The 12075-nt window shown below is 48.9% G+C and carries 9 protein-coding genes; all 9 read left to right on the forward strand.

Going from position 1 to position 12075, the window contains the following annotated elements:
• Positions 1-18: 18 nt before the first annotated feature.
• Complete coding sequence (locus ABNP46_RS08210) at positions 19-1449, forward strand: VasL domain-containing protein (RefSeq protein WP_349921904.1); 1431 nt, start codon at positions 19-21, stop codon at positions 1447-1449.
• Between the two features lie 276 nt (positions 1450-1725).
• The gene (locus ABNP46_RS08215) at positions 1726-2013 is read left to right on the forward strand and encodes a type VI secretion system PAAR protein (RefSeq protein WP_349921905.1); all 288 of its coding nucleotides are present in this window, start codon (positions 1726-1728) and stop codon (positions 2011-2013) included.
• 10 nt (positions 2014-2023) lie between these two features.
• Positions 2024-4072, forward strand: a complete 2049-nt coding sequence (gene tssI / locus ABNP46_RS08220; protein ID WP_349921906.1) for a type VI secretion system tip protein TssI/VgrG — start codon at positions 2024-2026, stop codon at positions 4070-4072.
• Positions 4073-4111: 39 nt separating this feature from the next.
• Positions 4112-6703, forward strand: coding sequence for a glycoside hydrolase family 19 protein (locus ABNP46_RS08225; RefSeq protein ID WP_349921907.1), 2592 nt, complete (start codon positions 4112-4114; stop codon positions 6701-6703).
• Positions 6684-7208 carry a hypothetical protein gene (locus ABNP46_RS08230; protein WP_349921908.1) on the forward strand — a complete coding sequence of 175 codons (525 nt, stop codon included), beginning with the start codon at positions 6684-6686 and terminating at the stop codon, positions 7206-7208. Before ABNP46_RS08225 ends, ABNP46_RS08230 begins: the two co-directional genes overlap by 20 nt.
• 323 nt (positions 7209-7531) lie before the next feature.
• Positions 7532-9853, forward strand: a complete 2322-nt coding sequence (locus tag ABNP46_RS08235) for a hypothetical protein (protein WP_349921909.1) — start codon at positions 7532-7534, stop codon at positions 9851-9853.
• On the forward strand, positions 9850-10344 hold the full coding sequence (locus tag ABNP46_RS08240) for a hypothetical protein (protein ID WP_349921910.1): 495 nt from the start codon (positions 9850-9852) through the stop codon (positions 10342-10344). Before ABNP46_RS08235 ends, ABNP46_RS08240 begins: the two co-directional genes overlap by 4 nt.
• A 313-nt stretch (positions 10345-10657) precedes the next feature.
• The gene (locus ABNP46_RS08245; protein ID WP_349921911.1) at positions 10658-11098 is read left to right on the forward strand and encodes a hypothetical protein; all 441 of its coding nucleotides are present in this window, start codon (positions 10658-10660) and stop codon (positions 11096-11098) included.
• Between the two features lie 21 nt (positions 11099-11119).
• On the forward strand, positions 11120-11935 hold the full coding sequence (locus tag ABNP46_RS08250; RefSeq protein ID WP_349921912.1) for a hypothetical protein: 816 nt from the start codon (positions 11120-11122) through the stop codon (positions 11933-11935).
• The last annotated feature ends 140 nt before the right edge of the window (positions 11936-12075 follow it).

The raw sequence follows: 12075 nt of genomic DNA on the forward strand, positions 1-12075 counted from the left end.
CATCCAGTTGGAACACTTATGACATATAACCAGCAAGGTCAGCAGGCGCTGAACGTGGGGCGCGACCCCAGGATGCTGCCAGAATACGAGGCGCTGCGCGCCGAGATCAACAAGCTCAGCCATGCCTCGCGCCCCGAGGTGGATTGGCACAGGATCCATCAGCTTTCGAGCCAGATCTTCGAAAAACACGGGGTGGATCTGCAGACCGCCATCTACTTCACCCTGGCGCGCTCACGCCTGCAGGGCCTGAGCGGCTTTACCGAGGGCTGCGAGTTTCTGGCCAACCTCATCGTGACCCAGTGGGAGAGCTTCTGGCCGCCGGTGCAGCAGGAGCGGGCCCGCATCGAGATGCTGGACTGGTTCATCGCCCGCATCAGTGACGTCATTCGCCAGTACCAGATAAGCCACGAGGACAAGCGGCTGATCTACCGCTGCGAGCGGGCGTTGCAGCTCATCAGCGAAAAGCTCCACAACGCGGGGCTGAGCCGCATTCCCCGGGTCGAGAACCTGGTGCACTTCATCGAAGGTTACACCCACCTGTTTGATGAGGCGGAGATCGTCATCGTCTCCGACGATCCTGGGCTCAAGGATGAGCTGCAGATCCCCCCCATGGTCTATTTCAAGGGGGACATGGAGCAGAGTGTGGCCTCACCCTCTGCCCAGGCTTGCCCCCCTCTGCCCCAGGGCAGCATCCTGGTGGGACGGGAGAAGGGTCAGGTCAAGCCGACCGTGCTCAAGATAGAGCAGCATCGCAAGCAGCGCCCTGCCTGGTTCTGGTTTGGCTGCGGCCTGCTCAGTTGCGCCCTGCCGGTGATGGCCTGGTTCGGCTGGCAACATCAGCAGGAGGCGAAGCTGCTGGCGGCCCAACGCCTGTTACAACCGGCATCCGAGCAACCCAAGGTGCTCAGTTATGACGACATCCGCCAGGCGCGCATCGTGCTGGGTGAGCAAGCCCTGCAGGGGATGGAGAGCGATCTGGTGGCGCGCTACCAGTCCCAGCTGACCCGTCTCGAACAGGCGTCCCCCCTGGATGGCTATCGCCATGGGGAAGGGCTGCGCAACTCGCTGCAGATGCTCTATCCCGACTCCCTGGCGGTGAAGGCATTGGACAAGCAGTGGCAGACGGCGCTGGCCGGCCAGCAGGGGGACGCCGTCAGCGTGCCGACCTACCTGGATGCTCGCGCCGGGGTAGATGCCCTGCTGGATCAACTGCTGGAGCTGGAGCGTCAACGCAAGACGGTGACCATCTCCTACCTCAAGTCCCAGCTCTATGAGGTGCAGAAGAACCTGATGCAGAACATCCCGTTCAGCCTGCGCCTCAATGAACTGGAGGCACGCAAGGTGGCCCAGGAGCCCATCACGGCGGCGGATCTCAAGGGGCTGGAAAATGACCTCAAGGCGCTCAATGTCCGCCTTTATCAGCTGCAGCAGGGGGCTGAAGGTGGCTGATCCTGCTGATGGGAGCAAGTTATTGCTCGCATTGCGGAGTATTTGACTGCCTTTGTCATGTTTCTCGGTGCATTGATGTTGCTGGCGGCAAGTTGTTGCAGTGCCTTGTGCTGCATTCTGCGCCATAGAGTCCAACATCATGATTTAAAAGACATTAATAAAACAGTGTCATTGGCATGGAGGCTGCTGGGCCAGCCTCCCGACTGTTATGACTGTCCGCAAGCGCCGGACCATGGCGGGGGCGTGCCGCCCCCCTTGCCCACAGGGAGAATTCAGATGTGCCCCACGATTGCATTGCTCGGTGACATCGGCACCGACCACGACGGTTTCCACCCATCCCCGGTGATCGCCGCCAGCCCCAATGTCTTCCTCGACGGCAAGCCGGTGGCCCGTCAGGGGGATCCCCTGGCTCCCCACGTCAAACCCAGCAGTGCTCCCCATCCGCGCAGCATCTCGGGGGGCGTCGGCTCCGTGCTGGTGAATGGCAAACCCATCGCCGTGACTGGTACCGCCATCGGCTGTGGTGGCGTGGTGATTGGCTCTGGCAGTGGCCAGGCAGGATAAGGAGGCGACCATGGCAGACAGCACAGGATTGCAATTTACCGTCAAGGTGGGGGCGCTGCCCGAGAGCACCTTCGTGGTCGCGGAATTTGCGCTGGAGGAGGCGCTCAATGGCCCCTTCCAGCTGAGACTGGAACTCGCCAGCCCCCAGCCTGATGTCGATTTCGGCGCCGTGCTGGACCAGCCCTGCGAGCTGCTCATCTGGTATAACGGCGAGCTGCAGCGGCGGGTGTGCGGGGTGGTGAGCGATGTTGGCCAAGGGGACAGCGGCTTTCGCCGCACCCGCTATCAGCTGCTGGTGCAGCCCGCCTTGTGGCGACTGGGGCTTCGCCAGAATTCGCGTATCTTCCAGGCCCAGAAGCCGGATGAAATCCTCTCCATCCTCCTGCAAGAGCACGGCATCACAGACTACGCCTTTGCACTGAAAAATGAACACGCGAAGCGTGAATACTGCGTCCAGTACCGGGAAACGGACCTCGATTTCGTGAATCGCCTCGCCGCCGAAGAGGGACTCTTCTACTTCCACGAGTTTGAAGCTGGCAAGCATCGCATCGTCTTTGCCGACGATGCCGCCGCATTGACCCAAGGCCCTGAACTCTTCTTCAATCTGGGCAACCGCTCGCTGGAGCAGGGCCCCTATGTGCGTCAATTCCACTACCGGGAGGCGGTGCGTCCCTCGGATGTGGAGCTCAAAGACTACAGCTTCAAGACCCCGGCCTATGGGCTTTCCCACAAGCTGCGCGGTGCCGAGCTCGAGCATCAGCGCGATACCTATCAGCATTTCGACTCCCCGGGTCGCTACAAGCTGGACCCGAGCGGCAAGGCGTTTGCCCAGCACCGGCTCGATGCCCTGCGCAATGACGCCGTCACCGGCCAAGGCAAATCCAATTGCGCGGCCCTGTTGCCGGGGCAGTATTTCTCCCTCACCGAGCACCCGAACGGCAGCTTGAATGCCGACTGGCAAGTCGTGCGTATCAGCCACGTGGGCCAGCAGCCCCAGGCGCTGGAAGAGGAGGGGGGCAGCGGCCCCACCGTCTATCACAACGAATTCGGGGTGGTGAAGGCCAGCACCACCTGGCGCGCGCGCATCGGCAGCCCACAGGCGCCCTTTAAGCCCATGGTGGACGGCCCGCAGATTGCGACGGTGGTGGGGCCACAAGGGGAAGAGATCTACTGCGACGAGCACGGGCGGGTGAAGCTGCAATTCCCCTGGGACAGATATGGTAGCTCAAACGATCAGAGCTCCTGCTGGGTGCGGGTAAGTCAGGGCTGGGCCGGCGGTCAATACGGCATGATGGCGATCCCGCGCATCGGCCACGAGGTGATCGTGAGCTTCCTGGAAGGGGATCCGGACCAGCCCATTATCACTGGCCGCACCTATCACGCCACCAACCGTCCGCCCTACGAGTTGCCAGCCAACAAGACCCGCACCGTGCTGCGCACCGAGACCCATCAGGGGGAGGGCTTCAACGAGCTGAGATTCGAGGACCAGGCGGGCAAGGAAGAGATCTACATCCACGGTCAGAAAGACCTGAATCTGCTCATCGAAAATGACGCGGCCTGGCACATCAAGCACGACGAGCACAGGGACATCGACAATGAACGAGTGACCCGCATCAAGGCCAACGACCATCTCACCGTCAACGGCGAGAAGCGCGACCATATCAAGGGGGATCTGTCCCTCACCGTGGATGCGTCCATGCACCAGAAGCTCGGGCAATCCTTGCTGGTACAGGCCGGGCAAGAGGTGCACATCAAGGTGGGGGACAAGCTGGTGCTGGAGGCGGGGGCCGAGATCACCCTCAAGGGAGGCGGCAGCTTCGTGAAAGTGGACCCGAGTGGCATCAAGCTGGTGGGCCCCGCCATCAAGCTCAACGCCGGCGGCAGTGCGGGCTCAGGCGCTGGCTGGGCGGGTAAGGCACCTGTGGCGCCCAAGGCTGTGGAAGTGGTCAAGGCCCCCGAGGCGGTGGAGTTGACCAAGGCCGTTCCCACCGAGAAGGCAATGGAGGCGCTGCTCAAGGAGCAGGAACCTGCACAAACCTTCTTTGTGCCATCCCGTTAAGAGCAATAGTGTCGTGTGATTACGAGTGAAAAGACGAAGATGAAAATTCTATATCCAATGCAAGTGGGCAGCGGCGATGCCCCCAAAGAAATTGCCTCGCTTGAAGAGTTTATCGGAAAGCTCAATAGTGAACCGGGTGGCACTTTCCTATTGGGCGGCAACCGTATCTGGCATGGCGGCATTCATTTTAGCGATAAGGGAGGTTGGCACCCAGAGGGGGCTGTGCGAGCGATCTCCGATGGGGAGATAGTGGCCTACCGCATTGCCTCCGAGCCAGCAGCTGTGCAGCTTGAGCCGGAAGAGGGGAAACCTAGTGAGGGGATCACCTTGCGTACATCCCCTTCATTTTGCCTGATCCGTCATCACTATGAAGCCACAGAAGAGGTTTCCGGACAGCAGCAGCCAAAGCGAAATACCCTTACCTTCTACAGCCTCTATATGCATATTGCTTGCAAAAATGCTTATCAGGGTGAGCCAGAGCGTCATGTGCTGACAGGGAGCGGTGTCGCTATATACAAGGCCACATCGAATCTGCAATTTCAGAAAGTGGATAGGTTGGGTACGGCTCGCAAGGGGGCCGAAGTTACCTTGATTGGGGTTCCATCAGAGCGGATGAATCTGAAGAATGAGCCTTATTCTTATCAGCTAGTCAGCTATGCAACCCCAAAGGGCGATGATCCGTCAGAGTTTTATGTGGCCTCACAATTTATCAAGGAAGTACGCAAGGTTGAGCCCGACTGGATGATGCCTAAGCAAGATATTCCTTCTCTCTACCCGGTCAGCCGCAATAGCTATCTGCGTAAGAGCAAAGAACAGGGGGAGGCTGTGGCTGCGGGATTGCCAAAAATGAGCAAAATAGCACGAACCAGCGCTCAGCCTATCGTATTTTCCAATATGAAAGAGTATCTCGAGATTGAGGTCTGGGAGGTTGCCCAAGGCAAGCTGACCGATGGTACAGGGAGAGCTGTGCAGAATGCTTCGAAAGGTGAGCGTTACTGGGTTGCCAAAGAGATGCTGGGTCAACCCAGCGATGCCGTTCGACACCTCCCCATTATTTACGACCAAGTGGTAGTGCGACATATCAATCCCATTCCAGTCAAGGCCGGTGAGGTGGTCGGGCATTGGGGAGAGCATGAGACACCGAAACCAACGGCCAATGGCTATGTTCTCAATGAAGATCGTAAAGCCATACATATGGAGATATTTGTCGCAGAGAGTAACAAAGAGGCTTTGAGTAAATGCATCAGCAATGAAGGAAAGTTGGCCAAGGGACAAGAGTATTTGCTGCTTAAAGAGGGGGAGCAGGCAGATACTTATAAGTTAACCAAGGAGAACAATCAAACCAGTTACAGCAAGGTAGGCGTATTTGGTCCACTGGATACCCCTAAACCAATAAACACTCAGGACATAGTGCTCCATGGTGCCGACAAATTTGTGAAGGTGGCCGAAGATCAGCATGTGCTTATCAGTGGTGACACCCGCTTGGTGAGCCAACATGAGTGGGCCAGACTGGGTGTGACATTGGTGGATGGTGGCTCGGATCCCGATGGATTCCTTGACAAGGCTGATACTGACGGCAAGGAAGGAGGGGACTTTTTCAGCGCTGTCTACGAAGAGCTGGTGACAGATCGGGATGGCGATGGCAGTATCAGTGCCGATGAAATCAAGGCTGCGATGGCCGAAAAAATGGTTGCAGACAAAGTGCGAAAGCTGTTTATCAAGCATGAAAGCGAATGGGTAAAGCGCGATACGTGGTCAAGACTCGAGCAAGAGCTAAAAAACATGCCCAACCTGTACAAATACGTGCTGGAAGTCACCAATAAAATGGCCTGGATAGAGCAGGCTGCTGCTGTGGTAGATGATACCAAACCTTGGTTTATTCATCCAGCAGGGATGATGGGATTAGTGGCCAATACTAAACGGAAAGAGTTCGTTACTGTTGCAATGTTAAGGCGTGTTTTTGAAGGGTTATATGGTAAAACAGAGAAACAAGAGTTGCTTGCTGGCATTGCTGAACAGATAAATGAAAACGCTATTGAATACAAGTTGGACACCTCCCTTAGACTGTCGCATTTTTTTGCACAAGTCAGACAAGAGGCTGGCGCAAAATGCAGAGTTGAAGAGGACTTTACGTACAGTTCTTCAGGTTTGATAAATCTTTTTAGCTATTTTTCTAGAAATAGATCTGAGGCAGAGCATTATGGTTATAAAAATGGGGTGAAGTATGTTTCAAAAGAAAATCAAGAGGCTATTGCAAATAGAGCATATGCAAATAGAAATGGAAATGGCAGCGTATCCTCCGGTGAGGGTTGGAAGTATCGTGGCAGAGGATTAAAACAACTAACAGGAAAATCCAACTACGAAATATTTAGGCAAAAAAACCTCGAAATTCATGGTGAAGATGTGGATTTTATAAATAATCCAGACCTTCTTAGCAGCAATCCAAAATATGCTCTACGATCTGCTGTTAGTTTTTGGTTGTCCAATCGACTATATCTCAAAGCAGATCAAGGCGATTCAGATGATAATGTTGATAGTATTACCGCAATTGTTAATTTGAATACTGGTAGCTATCAAGAAAGAAAAGATCATTTCAAGAGAATACATAAAAATGAAAAAATATTTAACTAGCATTATTTTATTAATCCCGTCATTAGTAAATGCAGGTAGTGGGCTTGTCGAGTTGCACCCTCCTATAAAAGCTATGTATCAAGGGAAAGAAGCCATAGTTTCTTTTCTCGCTAGCGAAGGTGCATCCTCCGGTAATTTATATACAATCTCATTGCCTTCACGAAAATCAGATAATATAAGCATTCCCAGCCTCGCTAAGGGTAAAATAATATCGGTATTCTTTTATGAAACAAAAGAAACTGATGCGAAAGAGAATGGGAGATCTATGTTTGTTCTCAATCAAGAAACAGTTGATAATGAATTTCAAGTTGGAAGTATTTACTCGGTAGCTAGATTTTCATTACTTCCTCAGTCCTCGGGACTAATGGTTCAGTTCTTTGAAAGTGACAATCAGGATTATCGTTTTTTAAACTGCTTTGATGGTGTATATAAGGACAGTAAAAAACATTCTTCATGTGAATATAAAGATGCCAATTCAATAAAGAAAGCTCTTGATAAAAAATAATAACTTCTGTGCTACGCGAATTGTGAAGGGGGAGTTCGTTAGAGTTGTAAGAAATAAATTTATTTTCTTATGATAAACTCTCTTCCAACCCTAATGAAAATAAATAGTGTAAAAATTGGCTGTACAGATCTAGTTATCACCTGACACCGGCCTCAAACCGGTGTCATTTTTTCATTGTTTTTTAGATTTTTAATTATTTAAAACCAATCGTCAATCACAACAAGTGGCACGGCGGTATTCATATCAGCGATCAGAGTGCCCCTTGGTGCAAGGATAAATATCCCGTCAGGGCCATCGCCGATGGCAAGGTGGTGGCATTTCGGATGATGGAGGATTACCTGACCTCCGAATTTCAGGGGGAATCCCTGCGTTATTCCAACTGCTTCTGCCTGGTGCAGCACGAATATTGTGAAATCAACGCAGAGACCAAGGCGAAAAATGAATTCACCTTCTATTCGCTCTATATGCATCTGCTGCCCTGGAATCAGTATCAGACTGCCGAGAAGCTGGTATTGAAGAAAGGTTGGAATGCGCGCAACTCCGTTCCTCATGCCAATCCCGATGCCGAGCAGCAAGGTGCCGATGCGGCTTTGCCCCGCTTCGCTTTGCCCAAGGATACCGAACTGGAGATGGACAGCAGTGCGCCATCCCAGAAGGGAAATGTGGGGGGCAAGGAATATGATTTCATCAAGGTAACTATCAAGAGCAAGCTTGCCAGCTCTCAGGTAAAAGAGGCGGAGAAGGCGGGCGTCTTGGTCGGTGAAGGGAGCTCGGTCTGGATCGCCAATAGCCCGGATGCGGTCGGTGTTATCAAGCCTAATTTGCCGAGCTGGCTATTCGATCAAATAGAGGCGGAACTGCTGACCAATATGGTTGGCCGGTCGGATCCTGGCGTTGATGGACCAACAGGTCGTCCGGTGGCGGGAAAGCACAGTGTTTCTCTGCCTGCCGGTACCAAGTTGCAGTATGATGCGCACCAATTGGAATTCCATTGGATGGGTGACAAGGCGCACAAGATGGCCAGATGCAAATATGTGACGCCGAGTGTGGACGCAATGCCAGGCAGTTGTGGTGTTGCCTGGGTGTGCGTCGAAGACAAATATATCAAGGCAAATACGCGCGCTCCCTCCCATCTCGGTGAACTCTATGTGTTGCCATCCCCCGTCGCCATCGCCGCGGGCGAGACAATAGGGTACCTCGGCCTGGTGGAAACGCCAGGCTCCCTCATGGGCGGGAAAGAGAGCAAGCATCAGGTCCATCTCGAAGTTTTCACCCAGGACCCTCGTCTTGACGACGTGCTGGCCAACAAGGCGGGCACCAAGGGGGGAACCGTCTATGCCAAGGTGCCGGCAGAACTTCTCTTGTATGAGAAGAAAAAGCAGGACGGTAAAGAGCAATGGCTGGCAACCGGTGGCAAGAGTCTGGAGGAATTGGTTGAATCCCCCAAGATAAAGAAAGATGCGGCCAAGCAGGAGTGGGTTGGTATCTCATCAGGAAAATATGTCAAAAAAGAGCAGGTTGAACTGCTGAGTCAGCATGACTGGCTGAAGATCGGTTTTAAAAAGGTCGATGGTTCAGGCTCTGATGGCTATCTGGATCCCGAGGCGCCACCGGCCTTCTTCACCGATCTGGTCAACAGCTTTGATACCGACAAGAGCGGTGAGCTTGACAGCAAAGTGATCCAGGCCGCCTTGCAAAACAGCGGCAATAGAGAGCAACTCAACAAATTTATCGTCAAGCACCCCAGCGAATGGTATGAGAAATCTTCCGCCAGCAGTTATTTGTGGTTGGACAAGCTGATGGCTAAAATTGGCCTACCCGATTTTGACAAGCTGGTGGATCACGAAACGCAACGCATCGATAAGCTGGAGTGGATGCAGAGCACTGCCAAATTAAGACTTGATAAGGAAGTTTGGCATATTTATCCGTTATCAATTTTACAAAAAAACGTTCACTCTCTATCTATTACTTATGAACAACTGCGTTCTATATTCCCTGGGGCTAGTAAGACGAATTTAGATATCGTTTTGGATGAAGTAAATAGTAACCTCGAGCGGTTTAAGTTAAATACCAGAACTAGACAGAGACATTTCTTTTCTCAGATTAGAGGTGAAGTCGGTGTGACAATGGAGGGGAGAACAGAAAGTTGGGAATACTCTCCTGCTGTTTTGAGGTCATTTAGTAGTTACTATAGAGCTAACCCACAAGAATCAGAAGTTGATGGATATAAAAAAGACTCAAAAGGTAAGATCATTCGTAGGGCTGATCAGCAGGCCATAGGAAGAAAACACTTCCAGAAACTGAATGGAAATCGATCATCCAATCCTAATGATGGATTCAATTTTAGAGGTAGAGGATTAATACAAATTACTGGTTACGAAAAATATAATGGCTTTAAGTCTGAATATTCATCTTATTGGTCAGGAGACGTCCCTGATGCAGTAGAGCAGCCTAATGTTATAAATGTAATGCCGACAGCAATTAGAAGCGCACTGTGGTTTTGGTTTAAATACAAGGTTTATTTAAGTGATAATAACAACGGATTTAGTGATGTACCAAGTGTTACAAGACGGGTAAATGGAGGTAGTGTAGGCCTTGATGAGCGGAAAGAAGCGTATAAAATCATAGAGACTATTTTAAAATGAACTATCTGTCGATATTAATCGTTACAATTGCCACTTCATATGTCATCAGTGCAAATGGTAGCGAACTTAACTTATGCACATCTGGTGAGATAGAGATTGCTGCATGTAAGATAGATGAGCCAAAACAGAGATTGATCTCATTCTGTTTAGACAAAAAAATAGATGTGATTAATTACAGATTTGGTAGAAAAAATGCTACTGAATTAGCAGTTAAATTTACTAATAAAAATCAACTTCAGAGGTGGACTGATGCAGGAACCTACACTGTCTATCTTGGGTTTAAACGTGGTGAATATTCATACTCATTTGGTATTCCACAAGAAACAATAAATGCTAAAGCATTTTTGTCTGTTAAGCGAAAGGGGGAGCGCCTTGGGCATGACAAATTATGCGTAAATAATTCTTTTGGGGATAAAAATATATATAGTAATGCTATAGTTGAAATTGACGATAAGGATGTTAGAAACAGTGAATTAGATTTTCCTAAGTAAATGATCTTTGCCACATGACTCTAACTTTAATTTAGGGTCATGTGATTAAAAAAGTTATCTTGCTATTTAAAAGTAGCTGTTAACTACCCAGTGTTTTTTAAATTTATGGTTATCTGCTCATGATTCCATCATCGATGGAAGTTATTTTTAAATTGTATTAAACTTCATTTCTATGATAGTGAACTTCTTTAGGTTAAATTGTTTCTGTTATTAACTGCCATTGGTTTTTTCACTAACTTTTAATGCTTCTTAAATATAATTAATATGATAAGTTAGTATAAGCTGGGGAGGTATAATGAGATATGGTTTTTATATGTTTACATTGTTTTTATTAACTTCTACATCGTCATATGCAAACGAAGTAGTATACTTTTCTTGTGAGACTGATAAAGGTGACGTTAAATTATTTGTTAATGAAAATAGATTGGGTTATGAATTCTCTAAAGGTGATAAAATTGAGTTTTCTTATCACTCATTGAGGGATAGCTTTAATGGGTTCAGTCATAATTATTACTATAGATACCAGACTGAATATGGAAAGGTTTCTTTCAGTAAAGGGAAATACAAGTATTCGGTTTTTAGTAACTACGAAGGAGATGAAGAAATGTCAGGTATAATAGTAAATGTATCTGAAAAGGAATATAATATCCCTTGCAGAAAAATAATTGCAAACAAACTTGTAGACCTGATCCCCTTGCTACAATGTGATAAAGAAGATGCATTGGGATGTTATCCTGATAAACAATATCTTTAATGTTGTTTTTGGTGCAGATTAATGAATCTTTTCTTAAGAGGGTTGTACATCGCTTTTTATAGTATCATTCCTATGTACACATATGCCTATAGCACCTGCGATGATGATGTATCGTATTATATCACCACTAAGACTTCAGATGATGAACCAAGTAGCACCTTATCTATAATGCATAGCGGGGAAGGGCGGACGTTCACAGTTCCATTTTCTTCTGGAAATATTTCATGTAAAAAAATTAATACTAATGGACTTATAAAGATAACTGTTCCTGCTGATAGACCAAGACTGAGTGCTATATATTACTTTGATGTTTCTGGGAAGTTTAATTATATAGGTGGTGCATCTATCTCAATAAGCTCAGGTGAGGAGCGAGTAAGTGGTATTGGTGAAATAAATAAAGGTAATGAAATTTCTGCCGTTGATTTGGATGGAGTAGCAAGTGAGGATGCAGCCATCATAAGTAAAATCATCAGCACTTCTTATAGTCTTGCGAGTAATGATAAAGTTTCAGATTTATATCATGACATGAGATACATTGAGATAAATGCATTGTCAGAGTATACCGGAAACAAAATTTGTGGCAGTGATGAGAGTGTGTTCTATTACTGTAAGACAAAATCGGGGAAAAATCTTAACTTATGCTACTCTCCTTTCTCAGGAGATATAACATATAATTATGGCAAGCAGAGAAAGGAACTATCCCTTAATGATTTTTCATTGATGGGTGAAACATTTAGCTTTAAGAATAAAAACACGATGTACAATGTATCACCTGCTAAGGGCGAGATATCAGTAATTCAGAATGGTAAACAGTTATCTGTTATTTCATGTACATGAATAATTCCTTGTCTATAGATATTATCTTCCGACACCGGCTTAAGGCCGGTGTTTTTATATCCGGGAGCACGTAGTTACGGCTCCCAGGTTCCTTCTCTTGGGTCTGAGAATCGAGCTCGGTTGTTTTCGCAGCGAGAAAT

Origin of the sequence: Aeromonas veronii (genome assembly GCF_040215105.1) — a bacterium.
Classification (GTDB): Bacteria; Pseudomonadota; Gammaproteobacteria; order Enterobacterales; family Aeromonadaceae; genus Aeromonas; species Aeromonas veronii_G.

Excerpts from the sequence above, each read along its gene's own strand:
- ABNP46_RS08210 (WP_349921904.1), top strand. The coding sequence starts at position 19 with ATGACATATAACCAGCAAGGTCAGCAGGCGCTGAACGTGGGGCGCGAC.
- ABNP46_RS08215 (WP_349921905.1), top strand. The coding sequence starts at position 1,726 with ATGTGCCCCACGATTGCATTGCTCGGTGACATCGGCACCGACCACGAC.
- tssI (WP_349921906.1), top strand. The coding sequence starts at position 2,024 with ATGGCAGACAGCACAGGATTGCAATTTACCGTCAAGGTGGGGGCGCTG.
- ABNP46_RS08225 (WP_349921907.1), top strand. The coding sequence starts at position 4,112 with ATGAAAATTCTATATCCAATGCAAGTGGGCAGCGGCGATGCCCCCAAA.
- ABNP46_RS08230 (WP_349921908.1), top strand. The coding sequence starts at position 6,684 with ATGAAAAAATATTTAACTAGCATTATTTTATTAATCCCGTCATTAGTA.
- ABNP46_RS08235 (WP_349921909.1), top strand. The coding sequence starts at position 7,532 with ATGATGGAGGATTACCTGACCTCCGAATTTCAGGGGGAATCCCTGCGT.
- ABNP46_RS08240 (WP_349921910.1), top strand. The coding sequence starts at position 9,850 with ATGAACTATCTGTCGATATTAATCGTTACAATTGCCACTTCATATGTC.
- ABNP46_RS08245 (WP_349921911.1), top strand. The coding sequence starts at position 10,658 with ATGTTTACATTGTTTTTATTAACTTCTACATCGTCATATGCAAACGAA.
- ABNP46_RS08250 (WP_349921912.1), top strand. The coding sequence starts at position 11,120 with ATGAATCTTTTCTTAAGAGGGTTGTACATCGCTTTTTATAGTATCATT.